General features: G+C 61.2%; 20 protein-coding genes. 5 read left to right on the plus strand and 15 right to left on the minus strand.

Features of this window, described 5'->3' with window-relative positions:
* The first annotated feature begins 28 nt into the window (after nucleotides 1–28).
* A complete protein-coding gene (locus AC1MDC_RS05980) occupies nucleotides 29–937 on the plus strand; it encodes a LysR family transcriptional regulator (RefSeq protein WP_085683276.1) in 909 nt (302 codons plus the stop codon).
* Here the strand turns inward: AC1MDC_RS05980 and AC1MDC_RS05985 are convergent.
* The 9 genes from AC1MDC_RS05985 to AC1MDC_RS06025 form a co-directional block, all read right to left on the minus strand.
* A complete protein-coding gene (locus tag AC1MDC_RS05985) occupies nucleotides 886–1401 on the minus strand; it encodes a DoxX family protein (protein WP_266202198.1) in 516 nt (171 codons plus the stop codon). The genes AC1MDC_RS05980 and AC1MDC_RS05985 overlap by 52 nt on opposite strands.
* Nucleotides 1398–2156, minus strand: coding sequence for an HvfC/BufC N-terminal domain-containing protein (locus AC1MDC_RS05990; RefSeq protein ID WP_266202199.1), 759 nt, complete (start codon nucleotides 2154–2156; stop codon nucleotides 1398–1400). The genes AC1MDC_RS05985 and AC1MDC_RS05990 overlap by 4 nt, the downstream gene beginning before the upstream one ends.
* Entirely contained in the window at nucleotides 2153–3040 is an 888-nt protein-coding gene (bufB, locus tag AC1MDC_RS05995) for an MNIO family bufferin maturase (protein WP_480392664.1), read from the minus strand. The genes AC1MDC_RS05990 and bufB overlap by 4 nt, the downstream gene beginning before the upstream one ends.
* Nucleotides 3041–3065: 25 nt before the next feature.
* Nucleotides 3066–3374, minus strand: coding sequence for a BufA1 family periplasmic bufferin-type metallophore (locus AC1MDC_RS06000; RefSeq protein WP_085697436.1), 309 nt, complete (start codon nucleotides 3372–3374; stop codon nucleotides 3066–3068).
* A 158-nt stretch (nucleotides 3375–3532) separates the two neighbouring features.
* Entirely contained in the window at nucleotides 3533–4234 is a 702-nt protein-coding gene (locus AC1MDC_RS06005; protein WP_003222380.1) for an ABC transporter ATP-binding protein, read from the minus strand.
* A complete protein-coding gene (gene livG, locus AC1MDC_RS06010) occupies nucleotides 4235–5002 on the minus strand; it encodes a high-affinity branched-chain amino acid ABC transporter ATP-binding protein LivG (RefSeq protein ID WP_085697437.1) in 768 nt (255 codons plus the stop codon).
* A complete protein-coding gene (locus AC1MDC_RS06015) occupies nucleotides 4999–6255 on the minus strand; it encodes a high-affinity branched-chain amino acid ABC transporter permease LivM (RefSeq protein WP_085697438.1) in 1257 nt (418 codons plus the stop codon). Before AC1MDC_RS06015 ends, livG begins: the two co-directional genes overlap by 4 nt.
* A complete protein-coding gene (gene livH, locus AC1MDC_RS06020) occupies nucleotides 6252–7175 on the minus strand; it encodes a high-affinity branched-chain amino acid ABC transporter permease LivH (protein WP_480392665.1) in 924 nt (307 codons plus the stop codon). The genes AC1MDC_RS06015 and livH overlap by 4 nt, the downstream gene beginning before the upstream one ends.
* 231 nt (nucleotides 7176–7406) lie before the next feature.
* Nucleotides 7407–8534 (minus strand): branched-chain amino acid ABC transporter substrate-binding protein, encoded by a 1128-nt coding sequence (locus AC1MDC_RS06025; RefSeq protein WP_064382946.1) that lies wholly within the window; start codon nucleotides 8532–8534, stop codon nucleotides 7407–7409.
* A 350-nt stretch (nucleotides 8535–8884) separates the two neighbouring features.
* On the opposite strand from AC1MDC_RS06025, the gene AC1MDC_RS06030 reads away from it, so the two are divergent.
* Nucleotides 8885–9190, plus strand: a complete 306-nt coding sequence (locus AC1MDC_RS06030; protein WP_085697439.1) for a DUF2288 domain-containing protein — start codon at nucleotides 8885–8887, stop codon at nucleotides 9188–9190.
* A gap of 332 nt (nucleotides 9191–9522) precedes the next feature.
* Here the strand turns inward: AC1MDC_RS06030 and AC1MDC_RS06035 are convergent, their stop codons facing one another.
* Nucleotides 9523–11724: a hypothetical protein gene (locus tag AC1MDC_RS06035; RefSeq protein ID WP_085697440.1), complete on the minus strand. Its 2202-nt coding sequence runs from the start codon at nucleotides 11722–11724 to the stop codon at nucleotides 9523–9525.
* Nucleotides 11725–11921: 197 nt separating this feature from the next.
* On the opposite strand from AC1MDC_RS06035, the gene AC1MDC_RS06040 reads away from it, so the two are divergent.
* On the plus strand, nucleotides 11922–12818 hold the full coding sequence (locus AC1MDC_RS06040) for an NAD(P)-dependent oxidoreductase (RefSeq protein WP_480392666.1): 897 nt from the start codon (nucleotides 11922–11924) through the stop codon (nucleotides 12816–12818).
* On the opposite strand, the gene AC1MDC_RS06045 is transcribed toward AC1MDC_RS06040, so the two are convergent.
* Nucleotides 12709–14991 (minus strand): putative bifunctional diguanylate cyclase/phosphodiesterase, encoded by a 2283-nt coding sequence (locus AC1MDC_RS06045; RefSeq protein WP_480392667.1) that lies wholly within the window; start codon nucleotides 14989–14991, stop codon nucleotides 12709–12711. The two genes, AC1MDC_RS06040 and AC1MDC_RS06045, sit on opposite strands and share 110 nt — an antisense overlap.
* 163 nt (nucleotides 14992–15154) lie before the next feature.
* Nucleotides 15155–15508 carry a YkgJ family cysteine cluster protein gene (locus AC1MDC_RS06050; protein WP_085697442.1) on the minus strand — a complete coding sequence of 118 codons (354 nt, stop codon included), beginning with the start codon at nucleotides 15506–15508 and terminating at the stop codon, nucleotides 15155–15157.
* Between the two features lie 303 nt (nucleotides 15509–15811).
* Between AC1MDC_RS06050 and AC1MDC_RS06055 the strand changes: the two genes are divergently transcribed.
* Complete coding sequence (locus AC1MDC_RS06055; protein WP_085697443.1) at nucleotides 15812–17161, plus strand: spinster family MFS transporter; 1350 nt, start codon at nucleotides 15812–15814, stop codon at nucleotides 17159–17161.
* Between the two features lie 194 nt (nucleotides 17162–17355).
* Here the strand turns inward: AC1MDC_RS06055 and rapA are convergent, their stop codons facing one another.
* Nucleotides 17356–20202: an RNA polymerase-associated protein RapA gene (gene rapA / locus AC1MDC_RS06060; RefSeq protein WP_085697444.1), complete on the minus strand. Its 2847-nt coding sequence runs from the start codon at nucleotides 20200–20202 to the stop codon at nucleotides 17356–17358.
* 243 nt (nucleotides 20203–20445) lie between these two features.
* Here rapA and AC1MDC_RS06065 point away from each other — a divergent pair, with 243 nt between their 5' ends.
* Nucleotides 20446–20787, plus strand: a complete 342-nt coding sequence (locus AC1MDC_RS06065) for a hypothetical protein (RefSeq protein ID WP_007959194.1) — start codon at nucleotides 20446–20448, stop codon at nucleotides 20785–20787.
* Here the strand turns inward: AC1MDC_RS06065 and AC1MDC_RS06070 are convergent.
* Nucleotides 20757–21968, minus strand: coding sequence for an aminotransferase class V-fold PLP-dependent enzyme (locus AC1MDC_RS06070; protein ID WP_480392668.1), 1212 nt, complete (start codon nucleotides 21966–21968; stop codon nucleotides 20757–20759). The two genes, AC1MDC_RS06065 and AC1MDC_RS06070, sit on opposite strands and share 31 nt — an antisense overlap.
* Nucleotides 21965–22435 carry a RidA family protein gene (locus AC1MDC_RS06075; protein WP_266202206.1) on the minus strand — a complete coding sequence of 157 codons (471 nt, stop codon included), beginning with the start codon at nucleotides 22433–22435 and terminating at the stop codon, nucleotides 21965–21967. The genes AC1MDC_RS06070 and AC1MDC_RS06075 overlap by 4 nt, the downstream gene beginning before the upstream one ends.
* Between the last annotated feature and the right edge of the window lie 32 nt (nucleotides 22436–22467).

The following is a 22467-nucleotide window of genomic DNA, read 5'->3' on the forward strand; positions in this document are numbered from 1 at the left end:
ACCTTTGGTTTTCAAATGGAAACAATCCATGAGCGAGATGGATGATCTGGCGGCGTTCGCGGTGTTGATCGAGGCCGGCAGTTTTACCCTGGCGGCGCAGCAATTGGGGTGCAGCAAGGGGCAGCTGTCCAAGCGTATCAGTCAGCTGGAGGCGCGTTTTTCCGTGGTGTTGCTGCAACGTACGACGCGTCGGCTGAGCCTGACCGCGGCCGGTGCGGCGTTGTTGCCACAGGCACAGGCGCTGGTAGTCCAGGTGGAGCGAGCGCGTCAGGCATTGGCGCGATTGAAGGACGACATGGCTGGCCCGGTGCGTATGACGGTTCCGGTGTCGCTGGGAGAAACGTTCTTCGACGGTCTGCTGTTGGACTTCTCGCAGAAATACCCCGAAGTGCAGATCGAACTGGAGCTGAACAACAGCTACCGCGACCTGTCCCGCGACGGCTTCGATCTGGCGATTCGCACCGAGGTCGCCAATGACGAGCGACTGGTGGCCAGGCCGCTGCTGGCCTGGCAGGAAATGACCTGCGCCAGCCCCGCCTATCTGGAACGTTTTGGCGAACCACTGACGCCGCAGGCACTGGCCGAACACCGTTGCCTGCTCAACAGTCATTACAGCGGTCGCGAGGAATGGCTTTATCACCAGCAACACGAACTGCTGCGGGTGCGGGTGTCGGGACCGTTCGCCAGCAATCACTACAACCTGTTGAAGAAAGCCGCACTGGCCGGCGCCGGGATCGCTCGCCTGCCGTCCTATCTGTTGCAGGCGGAATTGGCTGACGGCCGATTGCGCTGGCTCCTTCGCGATTTTCAGACCCGTCGCATGCCGATGTACCTGGTGCACCCTTATCAGGGAGGATTACCGAAACGGACTCAGGTGCTGGCGGATTACCTGATCGGCTGGTTCAAACTCAGCGGCGAAGCGCTGGACCGGTTGTAGTGCCTGGCGATCAGGTGATCGATCGACACTTTGCCCGGCCCGGTGGCCATCAGGTACAGCAGAACCGCTGCCCAGGTGCCGTGAGTCGGGTAGGCGTCGGGGTAGACGAATAGCTCGATGACCAGCGTCATGCCCAGCAAGGCCAGCGCTGAAAACCGTGTGGCGAAGCCGATCAGGATCAGCATCGGGAAGAAGTGCTCGGCAAACGCCGCCATGTGCGCGGCGATGTCCGGCGACAGCAACGGCACGTGGTATTCGCTCTGGAACAGCGGAATCGTCGAGTCCGCCAGATGCGGCCAGCCAATCTGGAATGTTCCGTCGATCAGGTCGATGGCCAGGCCCTCGACCTTGGTCTGTCCGGATTTCCAGAACACCGCCGCGATGGAAAAACGCGCGATGAAGGCGATCAGGCTGTGTGGGATTTTTTCCAGCAGCGCGATGGCGCGCGCAACGAGACAGTTCATGACGACACCTTTGGATAGAAATGAGTGATGACTTGGCGGTTGATCAGCAGGGCGAGGGTCTGGCTGAGGTCGAAGGCTTCGGCGGACTCCAGCGCCTGCGTGAGTGACAGGCCGGCCTTGAGGTGGCGAATGAACTGGCCGGCGCCGCGATCCACGGCGAACACCTCGACCTCCAGTCCGTTGCGCAGAATCAACGCGTGTTGGGCGTGAAGAGGATCGATCCCGGCCAGTGTGGCGTCGTGCTGATGCGCGGCCCAGATGTTCACTACGGCGAAGCTTGAATCGAGCAGATGCAGCGAAGGGTGCAGGCCGATGCGCAGTTCATTCAGCGCATCGGCATCTGCAAACACGGCGGCGATCCGCTCCTGACTCAAAGGCAAAGCATCGGCCGCGTGATAAGCCAGCGTGCGCAAGCGTTCCAGCCGCGCGACGTCGGCCAGATAGGGGACGCTCGCGGCAGGTTCGAATCTGCTGATGAAGTCCGCCAGCTCACTGCCGTAGTCGCTCATCAACGGACTGTGTGGCGGATGGCTTTGCACGAAAACGCCGGCCATGGCCTGGAAGAATTCGTCACCCACCAACTGCATCACCACGGGATAGCTGTCGGCCAGTGCGTTGATCAGCGAACCCTGCACGTTGTTGCGGTAGACCGCGAAACGGCTGGCAGGATCGGCGCCGTTGGTGCTGCACAAACCGTCGGGGCAGGGCAGCCCGGTATCGAGCAACGCAGCGCTGAACGCGGTTTGATTACTCATGGCCGAGCTCCCGCACCCAGCAACAGCGCATCGGCCTGCTGCGCTTCTGCCAACAGCACGTTAAAGGCCGGCACCTGATTGTCCCGTTCGATCAGCGTCGCCACCGGGCCGACGCGTTCCAGCGCTTGCCGGTACAACGACCAGACGGCTTGATCGATTGGCGCGCCGTGATCGTCGATCAGCAAACGATCACCGTGGCTGTCGGAGTCTTCAGCAAACCCCGCCAGATGAATCTCGCCCACTGCGCGCAGAGGTAGTGCGTCGAGATAGGCCAAGGGATCACGTTGATGGTTGATGCACGAGACGTAGACGTTGTTCACGTCCAGTAACAGGCCGCAGCCACTGCGCCGGACGACTTCACGGATGAAATCCGCTTCGTCGATGGTCGAGCGCTCGAACGCCAGATAGGTTGCCGGGTTTTCCAGGAGCATCGGGAGTTTGAGGGTGTTCTGCACCTGGTCGATGTGGTCACAGACGCGGTTCAGCGTCGGTGTGTCATACGCCAGAGGAAGCAAATCATTGAGAAACACCGGGCCATGGCTGGACCAGGCCAGGTGTTCGGAAAAGGATTGGGGTTGATAGCGCTCGATCAGTGCCGCCAGGCGTTTGAGGTGCTGGACATCCAGCGCGCCTTCGGTACCGATAGACAGCCCGACACCGTGCAGCGACAGCGGATACGCCTCGCGGATCAAACCCAGAAAATGATGGAACGGGCCGCCGGCCACCATGTAGTTTTCGGCGTGGACCTCGAAGAATCCGATGTCCGGAAGAGAACCGAGCACTTCACGAAAGTGCCCGGTCTTGAGCCCCAGCCCGGCGCGGGGCGGGAGCCCGGTGAGGGCTGCCCGAGTGCGGGGGGAGGCATGGTCGCAGGAGGTGATCATGTTCGTCACTCGGGCAGGCCGTGGATCAGGACTTGGCCTTGAAGGCTTCCATCTGGCCGAAACCGGTCGGCGAGGTCTTGCTTTCGGTGGTGGTGCAGGTGCCTTTCGGTACGAATTTCCAGGCGTTGGCCTGGTAATCCATTTTCGCTGTGCCTGCACAGGTGGTGCCGGCGCCGGCGGCGCAGTCGTTATGACCTTTCATGGCCACGCCGAAGCATTTTTCCATGTTGCTGTTGTCGGCGGCCTGAGCGGTCGAAACGGCGGCCATGCTCAGGGCAGAACCGAGGGCCAGAACCAGGGCGGTGGCGGACAGGGTGCGGGTGGTAGCAGTCATGATGTTTCTCCGGTCTTTTACTTGGGTTGAACAAGCAAATGCGCTTGCTTGCCCCACTAGAGAAACGACTTGGCGATGCGTTACAGCGATCGGTAAAAGTTTTTTTCCGGCACAAACAGAAAACGGCCCGAAGGCCGTTTTCTGTTTGCTGCGATCCATCAACCGCCGAGGTACGCCTCGCGTACTTTCGGGTCGGTCAGCAGCGCTTCACCGGTGCCTTGCATGACCACCCGGCCGTTCTCCAGCACGTAGGCGCGGTCGGCGATTTTCAGCGCCTGGTTGGCGTTCTGCTCGACCAGGAACACCGTCACACCGTCCTTGCGCAGCTGTTCGATGATGTCGAAGATCTGCTGGATGATGATCGGTGCCAGGCCCAGCGACGGCTCGTCGAGCAGGAGCAGTTTCGGCTTGCTCATCAGCGCGCGGCCGATGGCGAGCATTTGCTGTTCGCCGCCGGACATGGTGCCGCCACGCTGGTTGAAGCGTTCTTTCAGGCGTGGGAAAAGTCCGAGAACCTTGTCCATCTGTTCCTGATAGTCGCCCTTGTCGGTGAAGAATCCGCCCATGGACAGGTTTTCTTCGACAGTCAGGCGGGCAAACACCCGACGGCCTTCCGGCACCACGGCGATGCTTTTGCGCATGATCTGCGACGAGTCCTGGCCGACCAGTTCCTCACCCATGTAGCGGATGCTGCCACTGTGGGCCTGCGGCGAACCGCACAGCGTCATCAGCAGCGTGGACTTGCCGGCACCGTTGGCGCCGATCAGGGTCACGATCTCGCCCTGGCGGACTTCGACGTTGACGCTGTGCAGGGCCTGGATCTTGCCGTAGAAGGTGGAAACGTTTTCGAACTGCAGCATTTACGCTTCCCCCAGGTAGGCTTTGATCACTTCAGGATTGTCGCGGATCTGTTCCGGCGTGCCGTCGGCCAGAGGCGTGCCCTGGTTGATCACGACGATGTGGTCGGAAATGCTCATGACCAGTTTCATGTCGTGTTCGATCAGCAGCACGGTCACATTGTGCTCTTCACGCAGCACGCTGATCAGCGCCTTGAGGTCTTCGGTTTCCTTCGGGTTCAGGCCGGCGGCCGGTTCGTCGAGCATGAGAATCCGCGGACGGGTCATCATGCAGCGGGCGATTTCCAGGCGACGCTGCTGACCGTAGGCCAGGGTGCCGGCGGGGCGGTTGGCGAACTCTTTCAGGTTGACCTTTTCCAGCCAGTACTCGGCGAACTCCATGGCCTCGCGCTCGCTCTTGCGAAACGCCGGGGTCTTGAACAGGCCGGACAGGAAGTTGGTGTTCAGATGACGGTGCTGGGCGATCAACAGGTTCTCGACCGCCGTCATGTCCTTGAACAACCGCACGTTCTGGAACGTGCGCACCACGCCTTTGAGGGCGATCTTGTGGCCCGGCAGGCCCTGGATCGGCTCGCCGTCCAGCAGGATGCTGCCGCCCGACGGCTGGTAGAAACCGGTCAGGCAGTTGAACACGGTGGTCTTGCCGGCGCCGTTCGGCCCGATCAGTGCCACCACCTGTTTTTCCTTCACGGTCAGGGCCACGCCGTTGACTGCCAGCAGGCCGCCGAAGCGCATGCTCAGATTTTCGACTTTCAGGATCTCGCGGCTCATTTGCGCAGCTCCATGTGAGGACGTTGCATGGGCAGCAGACCTTGAGGTCGCCAGATCATCATCAGCACCATCAGGGCGCCGAACATCAACATGCGGTACTCACTGAACTCACGCATCATTTCCGGCAGCAGGATCATCACCACAGCCGCGAGAATCACGCCCAGCTGCGAGCCCATGCCACCCAGCACCACGATGGCGAGGATGATCGCCGACTCGATGAAGGTGAACGATTCCGGCGTCACCAGACCCTGACGGGCGGCGAAGAAGCTGCCGGCAAAACCGGCGAAGCTCGCGCCCAGGGTGAACGCCGACAGCTTGATCACGGTCGGGTTGAGACCCAGCGCACGGCAGGCAATCTCATCTTCACGCAGTGCTTCCCACGCACGGCCGATCGGCATGCGCAGCAGGCGGTTGATGATGAACAGCGCCGCCAGCGCCAGCAGCAGGGCAACCAGGTAGAGGAAGATCACCTTGTTGATCGAGTTGTATTCCAGGCCGAAGTACTCGTGGAAGGTTTGCAGGCCTTCCGCGGCCTTGCGTTCGAAGGTCAGGCCGAAGAACGTCGGTTTCTCGATGTTGCTGATGCCGTTCGGGCCGCCGGTGATGTCGGTCAGGTTACGCAGGAACAGGCGGATGATTTCCCCGAAACCCAGGGTCACGATCGCCAGATAGTCGCCGCGCAGACGCAATACCGGGAAACCGAGCAGGAAGCCGAACGTCGCCGCCATCAGGCCGGCAATCGGCAGGCAGATCCAGAAGCTCAGGCCGTAGTAGTGCGACAGCAGCGCGTAGCTGTAGGCGCCGACGGCGTAGAAGCCGACGTAACCCAGGTCGAGCAGACCGGCCAGACCGACCACGATGTTCAGGCCCAGGCCGAGCATCACGTAGATCAGGATCAGCGTCGCGATGTCCACCGCGCCACGGGAGCCAAAGAACGGCCACACCAGCGCACCGATGATCAGCGCGATGATGAAGTAGCGCTGGGTGGTCGGCAGGGTCAGGAAGTTGCTGGCCTTGGCCGGGATCAGCGGCATGCCCGGCGACGAACGCCACGCCTTGCTGATCTGCTGGTTGAACAGCACCCGCAGGAACATCAGCACCGAGCAGATGGCGATGGTCGCCAGAATGGCCGGGCTGGTGTTGTGCACTTCCAGGTTGATGCCGACGATGGTCAGTTTCAGACCCAGTACCGGATAGGCCACGGCCCAGACCAGCAAGGCGCTGAACAGCGCCTGTTTAAGATTCCTGTTCATACTTTCTCAACCTCCGGACGGCCCAGAATGCCGGTCGGACGGAACAACAGCACCAGAACCAACAAGCCGAAAGCCACGACATCCTTGTACTGGTCGCCGAAGATATCGGCACCAAAGGCTTCCGCCACCCCGAGCACCAGCCCGCCGAGCATGGCGCCGGGGATGCTGCCGATCCCGCCCAGTACCGCAGCGGTGAAGGCCTTGAGGCCGACGAGGAAACCGGCGTTCGGGTTGATCACGCCGTATTGCATGCTCAGCAGCACGGCCGCGACGGCCGCCAGCGCAGCACCGATGACGAAGGTCAGGGCGATGATGTTGTTGGTGTTGATGCCCAGCAGGTTGGCCATCTTGATGTCTTCGGCGCAGGCGCGGCAGGCGCGGCCCAGGCGAGAGCGGGAGATGAACAGCGTGAGGCCGAGCATGGCGATCAGGGTCACCACGAACACCACGATTTGCATGTAGGAAATCAGCACTTCCTGTGCGCCACCTGGGCCGAAGGCAAAATTGCCCGGAATCAGGTTGGGGATAGCTTTGTCCTTGGAGTCTTGCGCCAGCAGAACGGTGTTCTGCAGGAAGATCGACATACCGATCGCGGAAATCAGCGGGATCAGACGGTTGCTGCCGCGCAACGGGCGGTAGGCAATGCGTTCGATGCTGTAACCGTAGGAGCTGGTGACGACGATGCTGGCGATGAACGCCACGGTCATCAACAGCGGGACGCTTTCGAGTCCCATCATGGTCAGCCCGGCGATGGCGATGAACGCCACGTAGGAACCGATCATGTACACCTCGCCGTGGGCGAAGTTGATCATTCCAATGATGCCGTAGACCATCGTGTAGCCGATGGCGATCAGGGCATACATGCTGCCAACGTTCAAGCCGTTAACCAGCTGTTGGAAGAAGTGATAGATGTCAGGCATTACAGCGCTCCTAAAAACCTGATACGCATTTCACTGGTGGAGTCATTTTCCCGCCCGGTCCCGTGGATCTTTATCCACTTCGAATCCGGGTTTTGCCAGCGAACCGCTGATGACGGTTTTGAGATTTTCAGGTGGGGAGACTGGCGGATCACGCCAGCGCGGCCCAATACATTCGTAAAACAAAGCCCACGGCACGCCGTGGGCTTTATTGGCAGTCAGTCAGGCAGCGCCTTACTGAGGCGACACTTCGGTTTTAGGTTTGCCGTTGTGCCACTCGTAAACCACGAATTTGAAGTCCTTCAGGTCGCCCTTGGCGTCGAAGCTCAGATCGCCGGTCGGGGTCTTGAAAGTACCGGCGTGGATGGCTTCAGCCACTTTGGCAGGGTCTTCGGACTTGGCCGCAGCGATACCGCCGACAATCACTTCAACTGCCGAGTAGGACGGGAACACGAACGGACCGCTCGGGTCTTCTTTCTTGGCCTTGAATGCATCGGCCAGGGCCACGTTGGCCGGATCCTGGTCGAAGGATTTCGGCAGGGTCACCAGCAGGCCTTCGGACGCGTCCTTGGCGATCTGGGTGATCGAGTCGTTACCCACGCCTTCCGGACCCATGAACTTGGCTTTCAGGCCTTTTTCCTGGGCTTGACGCAGGATCAGGCCCAGCTCCGGGTGGTAGCCGCCGTAGTAGACGAAGTCGACGTTGGCTTGCTTGAGTTTGGCGATGATCGCGGAGAAGTCCTTGTCGCCGGCGTTGACGCCTTCGAACACGGCAACCTTGGTGCCTTTCTTCTCGAGGGTGGATTTGACGGCGGTGGCGATGCCTTCACCGTACTGCTGCTTGTCGTGCAGCACGCCGACGATTTTCGGCTTCACGTGATCGGCAATGTAGTTACCGGCGGCAGGGCCCTGGGCGCTGTCCAGACCGATGGTGCGGAAGACCATTTTGTAACCACGGTTGGTAATGTCCGGGCTGGTGGCAGCCGGGGTGATCATGATCACGCCTTCGTCTTCGTAGATGTCCGAAGCAGGCTGAGTGGAGCTGGAGCACAGGTGACCGACCACGAACTTGACGCCGTCGTTGACGACCTTGTTCGCAACCGCTACCGCTTGTTTAGGATCGCAAGCGTCATCGTATTCAACGGCTTCGAGCTTCTTGCCGTCGACGCCGCCTTTGGCGTTGATCTGTTCGATGGCCATTTTCGCGCCACTGAACTGCATGTCGCCGTACTGGGCTACTGGACCGGTTTTGGGGCCGGCGATACCGATCTTGATGGTGTCAGCCGCGAACGAATGGCTGGCAACCCCGGCCAGAACCATAGCGGCAAACAGTTTGGAAATCTGCTTAGTAGCCTTAGTCATAGTGCTCCACTCTTACTGTTGTATTTTTTAGAGTCCTGACGCCGTAGCAGCAGAACCGGGACAGATATCTAGGCGATACCCTCCGGAAAAGCCCCCGGCAACTGTACCGGTACAGTGTAGAGCGCCGGTTGTTGGCCTGGGAAGCTGGCGCCAGGGGGCAAAACCTGAGGGTGTCGCTTAAATGAAAGAAAAAGACAGAATTGCGGCGGGGCGTTCAGAGGGTTTATACCCAATCATCAGCATTCCCTGGCGTTCCTGCTCTTTTCGTTCGGTACGGCCTTTTGCAACCGGGTTTTTCTGCCGGACCACCGACGTTATCATTCGCGCCGATTTCTTTTCCGGACAGTCCCATGAATCAAGAACCTAGCACCCTCTATGCCAAGCTGCTTGGTGAAACCGCAACTATTACGTGGAAGGAGCTGGAGCCCTTCTTTGCCAAGGGTGACCTGTTATGGGTCAGCGCCGAGCTGGATTTGATCGCCGTGGCAGAGGCAATGGCATCGAATCAGAGCGCGAAAGTGGCTGCCTGGCTGGGCGAAGATAAGGTCGCCAAGCTCTCTGCGCCGCGGGCGCAAGACATTCTTGAGCGCGATCCCGAGTTGTGGTCGGTTGTGGTGCGACCGTGGATTCTGATCCAGGAAAGGGCGTCGCGCTGAATCGATGCCCTTTTGTGGTGCGTGTCACTGCCGGGAAAAAGTGTGTAGCCGAGTAGCGTGATGGCACGTTGCCGTAGAGAAATGCCACAAGCGTGGGTGGCATAACGGTGACGTAAACGTAACGGGCACAGTTCAGTAAGCAGCCTAACGGCTGCTTAATTGTTTCGGGATGTTGGAAAGACTGAAATTTCCAGGGAATTTCGGGGCCTCATCGCTGGCAAGTCGAGTCGTCGCACCGCAGCTCCCACAGGGGCCGAGTGAACACAATATTGTGGACACCACGAAAACTGTGGGAGCTGGCTTGCCAGCGATGGGGGCGACCCGGTCTTCGATCAGACCGAGTAAGACTTGCCAGTATGGTTATTGAGGGAAATAACCTTGGTCTTGCCGATCCGGTGACGGTAGATCTCGCGCAGGTACTTGATCGACTTCTTCACGCAATCGCGCGACAGGCGAATGTCGTTGATCGAGACAAACTTCTCTTTGTCGTTGATCAGCTCGCGGTACTTCTTCTCGTACATCGGCTTGATCGCATACCAGTTGGTATCCAGGATTTTCGCCGGGTTCTCGAACTCGTTCAGCAGGTCGTCGATGCGGTCTTCGTCGAATGCTTCGCTGATGATGAAATCGAGGATCGAATTGTCCAGGGTGTCATCGAAACGGTACGGGGTCTTAGCGAAGCAACGCTTGATGAACGCCACGATCAGCGTCAGGAAGTCGTCCGACAGGCACGGGCTCTTGGCGATCAGGGTGGTCAGCGACAGGTTGGCCGAGGCGCCTATCACCAGCGCGTAGCGCTTGAGCGTGGTGTTGGGGAACAGGCTGTTGAGGTGGGTCTTCAACCGGTTCAGGTCCATGTACGACAGCTTGTAGTCTTTTGGCAGCGAAACGATCGAGACCACCGACGAGCAGTTCTTGAAGAAGTGCAGGTCGTGCAGCGCGGCCGCGTCGTAGCCGGAATTCTTGTACTGCTCCAGCGACGCGCGATAGCGCTTGGACTCGATCGGCAACAGGCTGATGCCTTCGATGGCCTGGGTCACTTTGTTGAAGTGCGGCAGGTCGATCGAGCGGAAGAACAGGTCGTCGATGTTCAGGCGCTGCGGCTCTTTGTCGAACACCTTGAATTTGTCGCTGCTCGGCGGCGGCGTTTCCGGCACCACGGACTCGGCGTAGGCAATCGCCACCGGGCCGGCCAGGCTCATGAACAGGTCGTTGGCATCCAGGCGAATGGTCTCGCCGATGTCGATGCCGGCGCGACGGAAATAGTTCTGGTCGTAGTCGGTCGTAACCGCCTGGGCCGTCAGAATGTTGAAGATCTGCTGCGAGATATATTGGTTGGCGTGTTTCTCCATCGCATTGACATCAATGTTCTGGATGTTGCCGTCATCGCTCTCTTCGGCGTAACGCATGATGTCGTTGGAGATCAGCATCATCGCGTTCCATGGGCGGATACGGCCCATGACGCTGGCTTCGCTGCTGTCTTCGTTGGCGAAGTTGTACGAGAAATCCCATTCTTCCGACAGGTATTTGCACAGCAGGCGACCGGCGTTGATGTGCAGCGCCTCGGACATTTCGCTGCGGTGGTCGGAAATGTTCGGCAGCACGCAGATGCCGCTGGTGAAGATCGGTTCGAACACGAACGAATGACCGCTCTTGCCGTCATGCTCGTCCATCGGCTTGGTGTCGAACGTCTTGTTCATGTACGAGTGCTGCTGGGCCAGGCCGAATTCCGAGGCCATGCCCGAACCGGTACCGCCGCCGGCACTGAAGATCGAGAAATACAGGCGCGACTGGTTGGCCTTGATCCCGCAGCTGTCGATCAGGTACGAGTGGATCATTTTCCAGTCAGGGCTGGAGAAGCGCTGGGTGTCCTTGTTGAGGATGATCTTCGCCAGATACTGGCCGAGGATCGGCGCGTTACCGGCGCCACCGGCGTGGACTTCCGACAAGTCCATGATCTTCATCTTGCTGTAATCGCGCAGGAAACCGCTTTTTTCGCCCTTGCGCGAGAAACGGATGCGCCCGGCAATGTCCTTGTCGAGGTCGCCGAGCATCACCAGCGGTTCCACCAGAAACACCGGTTTGCTGCCCTTGTTCGGGCCGATTCGCAGGTTGGTCTTGATCCACTGGGCCGGGCTGTAGCCTTTGTCGGCCAGGCGACGCTCGCTCGAAGGACGATCTTCGTTGTTGAATTCGTTGAGGTAGAACTTGCGCGCGTTGTACACCAGCTCCGCCACGTCGAGGGCGATGTTGGAGCCGCAGCGACCGAGGCCGATCAGGCACACCGAGGGGAATTCCTGGTCGTTGTGCTGTTCGTTGTCGCCTTCCAGATGCGGCGGGCGCGGGAACACCAGGTCACGCAGGCCATCGAGATTGTCGAGGATGCGGTCGGTATTGGTTTCGGTGAAATACAGGTATTGCTGGGTGCCCAGCGGACGCGAAGGTGGCAATGGCTTCATTGGGGCAGGGCTGTTCGCCGCAGGGCTCAGAGTCAGATCGGATACCGCAGTGGCCGGATTGTTTTTAGAAGTCATTGTGCGCCATTTACCTGGACTGGTTGGATCGGCGACCGCTGTCGTCGAGCCTCACGGAATGGGAATCTCGCGTCTTTTTTCTGCGCGTGTTTGGCCCGTGCGTCAGGGTGATGGCCTGAGTGCCGCGCGGGGGAATCCTTTCCTGATTGATGATGGATCGGCCATTATTCGGCGATCTTTAATCAAAAGGAGGCTAAATGATGTCAACGCGACCTTCGTTGGGGTTTGCCGGAATCGGCCTGATGGGCCTGCCGATGTGCCGCCGTCTGCTGGCCGCCGGTTATCCGTTGACCGTGTGGAACCGCAACCCGGCCAAGTGCGCGCCGCTGGTCGAGGCCGGCGCCCGGCAGGTGGCAACACCCTCCGAACTCTGTGAACAGGCTGGTGTGGTGATGTTGTGCCTGGCGGACACGGCGGTGGTGCGCGAGGTGGTGTTCGGCCCGGCCGGTGTGGCCGAAGGGGCGAAACCCGGTCAGTTGCTGGTGGACTTTTCCAGCCTCGAACCGACGGCCACCCGAGAAATGGCGGCTGAGCTTGCCGGCAAGACGGGCATGGCCTGGCTCGATTCGCCGGTGTCCGGCGGAGTGGTCGGGGCCGAGGCGGGCAGTCTGGCGATCATGGTCGGCGGTGATGCAGCGGACCTTGATCGGGTACGCCCGGTGTTGCTCGAACTCGGGCAGCGCGTCACGCACATGGGCGGCGTCGGCGCCGGCCAGGTGACCAAGGCCTGCAATCAGATGATCGTCGCCTGCAATGCCTTGGTGATCGCCGAAGTGGTGGCGCTGGCCGAACAGGCCGGGGTCGATGCCAGCCTGATCGCCGAGGCGCTGGCCGGTGGTTTCGCCGATTCGAAGCCGCTGCAGATCCTCGCCCCGCAAATGGCCGAAAGCCGTTTTGAACCGGTGAAATGGCACGTGCGCACGCTGCTCAAGGATCTGGATACCGCAGTGAAGTTTTCCCGGGAAACCGGCTCGGCCACGCCGATCAGCGGATTGGCCGCACAACTGATGCGCCTGCATGGGGCACAAGGCTTTTTGCAGAAGGATCCAGCGACACTGGTGCAAATGTACCGCGCGCCAGACTCAGCGGATTGACCGTGTGCGTGTGTTTGCGTTGATTGATTTCTTCGAGCACCGGACGCAGTTCGGCCAGCGGAACCGGGCGACTGAGCAGGTAACCCTGAATGAAGTCGCAGCCCGAGCGCTCGAGGAACTCGTATTGCTCCAGGCTCTCGACGCCTTCGGTGACCACCTGTAAATGCAGAGTGTGCGCCATGACGATGATCGCCTGGACGATCTCCATGTCGGCGGTGGCCTTGGGAATGTCGAGGATGAACGAGCGATCAACCTTCAAGGTGTTGAGCGGCAGGCGCTTGAGGTAGGCCAGCGACGAATAGCCGGTGCCGAAGTCGTCGATCGACAGTGACACGCCGAGGGCGCGGATCTGCCGCAACAGCACCAGGGTGTTAGCGATGTTGCCCATCAAGGCGTTTTCGGTGACTTCCAGTTCCAGCCGTTCCGGGGCGACGCCGGCGCTGCGCAAGGCATGCTCGATTTCATTGGCCAGTTCTTCCCGGGCCAGATTCAGTGGTGAGCAGTTCCAGGCGATCTTCAAGTCTTCGCAACCATGGCGCGACAACTCGCCGAGGTCTTCACAGGCCTTGCGCAGGACCCAGTTGTCGAGCTCGGCGATCAGGCCGTTGTTTTCGGCGATGGCAATGAAGCGATCCGGGGTGAGCAGGCCGTGCACCGGATGCTGCCAGCGGATCAGCGCTTCGAGCTTGGTGACCTTGCCGGTCTTGAGTTCGAAGATCGGCTGGTAATACAGCAGCAGGCCGTTCTCTTCACGCAGCGCATGGCGCAGTTCTTCCTCCAGTTGCAACTCGAGGCTGGCGCGGTTTTTCAGGTTGGAATCGAAGAAGTGCACGCCGTTGCGCCCGGCGCCCTTGGACTGGTACAGCGCAAGATCTGCGTGCTTGAGCAGTTCATCGCAGGTCGTGCCGTCTTCGGGAAACAGGCTGATGCCGATGCTGGTCGTCATCACCATGCGCCGTCCGGCCAGTTCGATCGGCTCTTTCATCTTGAGCATGATGCGCTGGGCCAGATTGCGCGCTTCTTCGCGGTCGCGCAGGCCGATCAGGATGCAGAACTCGTCGCCGCCAAACCGCGCCACCACGTCTTCATGGCTACGGACCGAGCCCTTGATGTGCTGGGCGATAACCTTGAGCAGTTGATCGCCGGCGTCATGGCCGAGGCTGTCGTTGATGCGTTTGAAGTGGTCGATGTCGAGAAACATCACGGCCAGCATGCCGCCTTCGCTGGATTTCTGGCTGAGTTTTTCCGCGAAGATCTGATTGAAACCGCGCCGGTTGATCAGGTTGGTCAGGGCGTCGTAGTTGGCCACGTGCTGCAGCGACATGCGTGCCTGATCGAGCTGGCTGAGGAGGGCGTTGACCCGGCGCAGGTCGTGTTCCTTGTTCTGCAGCTTCTTGTCGGCCAATGCGGCGCTGATGGCGCTGCCGAGGATCAGCAATGTGATCAACGCGACGGTGAGGCCCAACTGCAAGTGACTGGTTTGCGACGCCTGAGTCGGCAATTGCCCCTCGGGCAGCACCAGTTGCAGTGCGGCCATGCCGGTGAAGTGCATGCTGAGGATGCCCGCACCGAGAATCAACGCCGCCACGTATTTGAGCATCTGGATGTGCAGGCCGTTGCCTTCGCGCAAATGACCGGCCACCCACAGCGCGGCGAAGCTGGCGCCGATGGCGATCACGATCGATGAGATGAACAGAGTGGGTTGGTAGTAAGTCGTGGCGGCGGATTCGATGGCCGCCATGCCGACGTAGTGCATGCCGGCGATGCCAAGGCCGATGACGATGGCGGTCTTGAGGTATTCCAGCAGGCTTGGTTGGGGCGTGCTCAGGGTGTGCATCGCCAGCCAGGATGCGAGTAACGCAATTAACAGCGAAAACAGGGTCACGGGCAGATCGTACTGAATGTCGATCGGCGCCTGGAACGCCAGCATGCTGATGAAATGCATGGCCCAGATGCCGCCGGCCAGGCAGGTTGCGCCGATCCAGCGCCACAGTCGCTGCGAACCGGGTTCTTCAGCGTGGGCGACCCGTTCGGCCATGTCGAGGGTGGCGAAACTCGCGGCGCAGGCGACCAGGTAGGCCACCAGCACCAACAGGGGATTGTGTGTGCAATTGAGGATGACCTGCCCGCTCTCCGGCTGCTCGGCAACAAATTGCAAACCAAGCCATTCCATAGCATGCCCCGTCTCTGAATACGTCCTTACTGCGTCATCAACGCAGGCGAATGTCTGGAGTATAGAGGCGGTTTTTGCCGTGCAAGCGATAGTGGCACATTGGCGCTAATGATTTCGGCATTAGCGTCATAGCGATTGGCGCTAAGTGCCCGGATGCCGGAGTTCAGGCGACTTCGTTCCAGTGCGGTTGCAGTGGCGGCAGGCCGAAACGGGCACGTGCCTTGTCACAGTCGATGTTCTGCGCGCCGTTTTCCCACGATGCTTCGAACTCGCGGCAGGGGCTGGAACGCTTGTCGTAGATCGTGCAGGCCACTGACTTTCCGACTTCGCCTTCCAGCGCGGTGCAGCGCGGCGCCTTGCGGTCGGTGCCGATCATCGCGACCCGGCTGGGCGTGATCTGAGTGACCAGTTCATCGGGGACTGTCCCGCCGGAGGATGCGCATTCACCCCAGAAAAAAGAAACACGAAAATGGGAACAGCAGGCACCGCAATTCAGACACGGACTGGCTTCGGACATGGGCGGGGGTATCAAAGGGATTGATCGGCAGGATCCGGACGGATCCGGCGGCCATTCTAGGCTTTGCCACGGCGTTGGGAAGGGGGGCGCGAAAGTATTTTTTCATTGCCGGATTTTTCCGCAAACCCCCCGGTTTCAGGGGGATTCGAAGCATTTCAAGGGCTTACGTTTCGTTACACGGCCATGGCTTGTCATCAGGCTGACGAATGATGACAGACAGCCCCGACGAGCGTGACTAGATTGCAGGTTCAGGGCTCGGATGCGTTGGCAGTGAAGCCCCAATAACAATAAAGAGACGGACCCATGCAGAACTCGACCCAAGCGGCGAATGCCTGGCGCATTCTGTTCCTGCTGTTCCTCGCCAACCTGTTCAATTTCTTCGACCGCACCATTCCGGCGATCATCATCGAACCGATCCGCATGGAATGGCACCTCAGCGACTTCCAGCTCGGGATCGTCGGCACCGCGTTCACGCTGGTCTACGCGATTGCCGGATTACCACTGGGGCGCCTGGCCGATACCGGTTCGCGCAGCAAACTGATGGGCTGGGGCCTGGCGACCTGGAGCGCGCTGACTGCCGTTAACGGTCTGGTCGGCAGTTTCTGGAGTTTCCTGCTGGTGCGCATGGGGATCGGCATCGGGGAAGCGAGTTACGCACCCGCCGCCAACTCACTGATCGGCGACCTGTTCCCGGCCCATCGCCGCGCTCGGGCCATGGGCATTTTCATGCTCGGCCTGCCGCTGGGGCTGCTGCTGGCTTTCTTCACCATCGGCTGGATGGTCAAGGCGTTCGACAGCTGGCGCGCGCCGTTCTTTATTGCCGCCGTGCCAGGGTTGGTGCTGGCGGTGTTCATGTTCTTCATCAAGGAACCCAAGCGCGGCGCGGCGGAAACCGTGCAGGTGTCCCAGGAGAAAGTCGACAAGCCGATCCGCCGCGTTCTCGCCGTGCCGACCTTCCTGTGGCTGGTGATGGCCGGGCTGTGCTTCAACTTCGCGACCTACGCCTGCAACTCGTTCCTGGTGCCGATGCTCCAGCGTTATTTCCTGATGCCGTTGCAGGAAGCGGCGGTGGCGACCGGCGTGATCGTCGGTGTGACCGGGCTTGTCGGGTTGACCCTCGGCGGCTGGATCGCCGACAAGATTCACCAGCGGGTGGCCAACGGGCGACTGCTGTTTGCCGCGTTCAGCCTGATCATCTCGACCCTTTGCACGGCGTGGGCGCTGCATGCCGGGCGTATCGAGATCGGGGTGTTTGTCGCGGTGTTCAGCGTTGGCTGGCTGTTCGCCTACAACTTCTATACCTGCGTGTATACGGCGATTCAGGATGTGGTCGAGCCACGTCTGCGGGCTACGGCGATGGCGCTGTTCTTCGCCGGGTTGTATCTGCTCGGCGGCGGCCTGGGGCCGGTAGTGGTGGGCGGTTTGTCGGATCACTTCGCCAAGTCGGCGATGGTCTCGGCGGGTGCCGAGCAGATGACCGAAGCGTTCAAGGCTGTCGGCCTGCATGATGCGATGTACCTGATTCCGGCGGCGCTGTTCCTGACCATGGTGTTCCTGTTCCTCGCGTCGCGGTGTTTTGTGCGGGATGCGAAGCGGATGAAGGAAGGGCTGGTGGCAGTGGTTGAGCCGCAGAGTCAGGCCGTTACCGCTTGATGACCTGCATCGCCTGATCGTTCCCACGCTCTGCGTTGGAATGCAGCCCGGGACGCTCTGCGTCCCATTCGAGAGCTGGAACGCGGAGCGTCCCTTGAGGCATTCCCGCGCGGAGCGTGGGAACGATCTGCGGTGTACAAAAAAGGCCCGCATCACTGCGGGCCTTTTCATTTTTGGCGATGGAGCAGGGCGGTTCAGCCCGCTACCAGCACCCGGATCGCTTCCAGTCGCAGCGCCGCTTTGTCGAGCATCGCCAGACCTTGTTCACGCTGCTTGCGCAGGGCGTCCAGTTCGCTGTCGCGCACGGTCGGGTTGACTGCTTGCAACGCGGTCAGGCGCGCCAGTTCTTCGTCGGTGTCGGCTGCCAGACGACGGCGGGCTTCGGCGACGCGCTCGGCGTGGCGTGGGGCGACCTTGCTTTCACCGGCGTTGATCCGTGGCGTCAGCTGGTCGCGCTGGGCCTGGATGAACTTGTTCGCGCTGGCGCGCGGCACGCTTTCCAGTTGATCGTTCAGGGTTTCGAAGGCCACACGCGACGACAGGTCGTTGCCGTTGGCGTCGAGCAGGCAGCGCAGGGCGGCCGGCGGCAGGTAGCGACCCAGTTGCAGCGAGCGCGGGGCAACCACTTCGCTGACGTAGAGCAGTTCCAGCAGTACGGTGCCTGGTTTGAGCGCCTTGTTCTTGATCAGCGCGACGGCGGTGTTGCCCATCGAACCGGACAGCACCAGATCCATGCCGCCCTGTACCATCGGATGTTCCCAGGTGATGAACTGCATGTCTTCGCGCGACAGCGCCTGGTTGCGGTCGTAGGTGATGGTCACGCCTTCGTCGTCGCCCAGCGGGAAGCTGGCGTCGAGCATCTTCTCGCTCGGCTTGAGGATCAGAGCGTTTTCCGAATGGTCTTCGCTGTCGATACCGAAGGCGTCGAACAGGGTTTCCATGTAGATCGGCAGGGCGAACTGATCGTCCTGTTCGAGGATGGCCTCGACCAGCGCTTCACCTTCGCCGGCGCCGCCGGAGTTGAGTTCCAGCAGGCGGTCGCGACCGGTGTGCAGCTCGGCTTCCAGCCGCTCGCGCTCGGTACGCGCTTCGTCGATCAGCGCTTGCCACTGGCCATCGTCGGCTTCTTCGAGCAGCGGCAGCAGGCGCGGGCCGAACTGATGCTGCAAGGCGTTGCCGGTCGGGCAGGTGTTGAGGAACGCGTTCAGCGCTTCGTGGTACCACTGGAACAGGCGCTCTTGCGGGCTGGTTTCCAGGTACGGCACGTGCAGTTCGATGATGTGCTTCTGGCCGATCCGGTCCAGACGACCGATCCGCTGCTCCAGCAGGTCCGGGTGCGACGGCAGATCGAACAGCACCAGGTGGTGGGCGAACTGGAAGTTGCGACCTTCGCTGCCGATTTCCGAGCAGATCAGCACCTGCGCGCCGAACTCTTCGTCGGCGAAGTAGGCGGCGGCGCGGTCACGCTCGAGGATGTTCATGCCTTCGTGGAACACCGTGGCCGGGATGCCGGAGCGCACGCGCAGGGCGTCTTCCAGGTCCATCGCGGTCTCGGCGTGGGCGCAGATCACCAGCACTTTGGTGCGCTTGAGCATTTTCAGCTGGTCAATCAGCCACTCGACGCGCGGGTCGAATTTCCACCAGCGTTCTTCTTCGCTGGCGTCCGGCTGGGCCTGGAAACTGACTTCCGGGTACAGCTCGGCGTGTTCGCCCAGCGGCAGTTCCAGGTATTCGTCCGGGCACGGCAGCGGGTACGGGTGCAGTTTGCGCTCCGGGAAACCCTGCACGGCGGCGCGGGTGTTACGGAACAGCACGCGGCCGGTGCCGTGGCGGTCGAGCAGTTCACGCACGAGTCGGGCGCTGGCTTCGCTGTCGCCATCGTTGACGGCGGTGAGCAGGGCTTCACCTTCGTTGCCGAGGAAGCCGTGGATGGTCTTGTGCGCGGCCGGCGACAGGCGCCCCTTGTCCAGCAGCTCCTGAACGGCTTCGGCCACCGGGCGATAGTTTTCGCTCTCGGCGCGGAAGGCGGCCAGGTCATGGAAACGGTTCGGATCGAGCAGGCGCAGACGGGCGAAGTGGCTGTCCTGGCCGAGTTGTTCCGGCGTCGCGGTGAGCAGCAGCACGCCGGGAATGACTTCGGCCAGTTGTTCGACCAGCGAGTATTCCGGGCTGACTTTGTCTTCATGCCACACCAGATGGTGGGCTTCGTCGACCACCATCAGGTCCCAGCCGGCAGCGAACAGGGCGTCCTGCGCCTTTTCATCGTCGACCAGCCACTCCAGCGCCACCAGCGCCAGTTGGGTGTCTTCGAACGGGTTGGTGGCATCGCTTTCGATAAAGCGCTCTTCGTCGAACAGCGCGACCTGCAGGTTGAAACGCCGGCGCATTTCCACCAGCCATTGGTGCTGGAGGTTTTCCGGAACGAGGATCAGCACGCGGTTGGCGCGGCCCGACAGCAACTGGCGATGGATCACCAGACCGGCTTCGATGGTCTTGCCCAGACCCACTTCGTCCGCCAGCAATACGCGCGGCGCGATGCGGTCGGCGACTTCACGGGCAATGTGCAACTGGTGGGCGATCGGTTGTGCACGCACGCCACCCAGGCCCCAGAGCGCAGACTGCAACTGGCGGCTGGTGTGTTCCAGGGTGTGATAGCGCAGGGAGAACCACGCCAGCGGGTCGATCTGGCCGGCGAACAGGCGGTCGCTGGCCAGACGGAACTGAATGAAGTTCGACAGCTGGGTTTCCGGCAGGGTGACGGCTTCGTTCTGCGCGTTGAGGCCGTGGTAGACCATCAGGCCGTCGACGTCGTCGACTTGCTGGACAGTCATTTTCCAGCCTTCGAAGTGCGTGATCGAATCGCCGGGCGAGAACCGCACGCGGGTGAGGGGCGCATTCCGTAGCGCGTACTGGCGAGTCTCGCCAGTGGCCGGGTAAAGCACGGTCAACAAGCGGCCATCCTGTGCCAGAACGGTGCCTAAACCAAGCTCTGCTTCGCTGTCACTGATCCAGCGTTGCCCCGGTTGATACTGCTGCGCCATGCTGCCTGACTCCCACCTTGAAAAAGCGGGCTATCTTAACGGAATGAGGGCCCGAGGCCAAAGGATAAGGAGCCTCGGCCCGGCTTTTAAACGCAATCGGCCAATTGCAGGGAAGATTAGGTCATGCATCGGTTTTACGGGATGTTGCGGCACCCCTGAGTGCCAAACCGGTCACAAGTTTGCGACCGATGGCTCAAGGCACCCTGGGCGCCGCCGATAACCTGCTGACAGGAGACCCTTCATATGCTGCCACCGATGCTCCCCCTGAGCGCCGTGCCGATCACCTCCCAGCAGGATCCGATCCGCCAGCGACCGGATATTCCCCCTGTGGTGCCGGTGCAGGAAAGCTCCAACGAAAGCACCATCGACTTGCAAAAGCGCGATCCGGAAGAGGACGGCTATCTGCTGCGCGAAGAGCAGCGCCGCCAGCAGGAGCGCGATCGCCGGCGCCGCGAAGCCGACGATGACCCCGAAGCGCATCTCGCCGTGCCCGGTACCGAACTGAATGCCGACAACACCGTGCCGGTGGCACCGCTGATGGAAGATCAGCCGCGTCAGGGGCTTTGGGTCGACATCGAAATCTGAGGCCGGGCGGCCAATTCCGTCAGGTTTTCCAGCAACACGTCGATCTCTTCCTGCGTGTTCAAATAGCTCACCGCCACCCGCGCGATATTTGTCAGCCCGCGCGCCTGCATGTCCAGCGGCGTGTAGGCCACGCCATTGGCACCGATGTTGATTCGCCGTTCGGCCAATGTCTGCTTCAGCGCCACGCTGTCCCAGCCTTCCAGCGTGAAGGCGATCAACCCGGATTGTTGGTGGGTCGCTCCGAGATCCCGCAGCGTCAGGCCGGGAATCGCCTTCAGGCGTTGGCGCAATTCGCTGCTCAGTTGTTCGATCCGCTGGCGAACCGGGATTGCGCCGAGGCGATTGTACTCTTCCAGCGCATTGGCCAGCCCGGCCAGCAGGGCCAGCGATACTTCACTGGTTTCAAAGCGGCGCGCGTCGTCGCGCAGGGTGAATCGTCTGCCGTCCCACGGCGCCGACAATACATCGCGTTGCACGGGGAGCAGCCGTTGCAAAAATGCCGGCCGGATGTACATCAGCGCCGTGCCGCGCGGGCCGCGCAGAAACTTGCGTCCGGCACCCTTGAGCATGTCGCACTGCAACGCCTGAACGTCACAGGGCAACTGCCCCAGCGCCTGACCGGCGTCGATGAAATAAGGGATGCCGTGGCGCCGTGCCACGCGGCCGATCTGCGCGGCGGGATTGATCAGGCCGCCGTTGGCCGGAAGCCAGGTGAGTGCGATCAGCCGTACCTGGCCGTCGATCATCTGCGCCAGAGCTTGCGGGTCGACCGCACCATGGGCGTCACAAGGAATCACTTCAAGCCGCGCGCCGGCCTTCACCGCTTCGGCCATGCATGCCAGATTGCCGGCCCATTCATGGCGGCCCACCAGAATTCGCTCCCCGGGCTGCCACGGCCCCAGTGCGTTGAACGCCTGACTCCAGGCTGCCGAGCCGCTGCTGGCGAAGGCGATGTCCTCGGGTTCGGCGTTGAGCAGGGCGGCGGCCGCATTGCGCGCGCGTTCCTGTACCCGGTTGTCTGCCGATTCCATTGGCCCGCCGAGCGCTTCGCGTTGCAACTGTTCGATCACTGCGTCGAGGGTAGCCTGGCTTGGCAGCGAGGCGCCGGCGTGGTTGAAGTGGATCACCTGAGCGCAGCCGGGTGTGGCGGCGCGCAGGTGCGTGAGGTCGTCGATGTTCACGGCTTGATCTCGAAAATCGCGTCGATTTCCACCGCCACGCCGGCCGGCAGGCTCGACACGCCGACTGCGGTGCGCACGTGACGGCCCTTGTCGCCGAGAGCGTTGACCAGCAGATTCGAGGCGCCGTTGGCAACGACGCCCTGAGCCTTGAAGTCCGGTGCGGCGGCGACGAAAACCCCGAGGCGCAGGATGCGCACCAGTTTCGACAGGTCGTCACCCAGCGAATGGCTCAATTGGGCGAGCAGCCCCAGGGCCGCCAATTCGGCGGCGTTGGCACCTTCTTCCTCGGAGATCGCTTCGCCCAGTCGCCCGATGAACGCAGGTTTGCCGTCGAGCAACGGAATCTGTCCGGAGATGAACAAATTGTTCTGGCTGACCACGTGGTTGACGTAATTGGCGATCGGCTGGCTCGGTTCGGGCAGGCGCAGGCCGAGTTGTTGAACACGTTGGCTGAGGGAATCGGTCATGGGAAGTCCTCCTGAGTGAAGGCTTCAGCATG

This window comes from Pseudomonas sp. 1 (genome assembly GCF_056626735.1).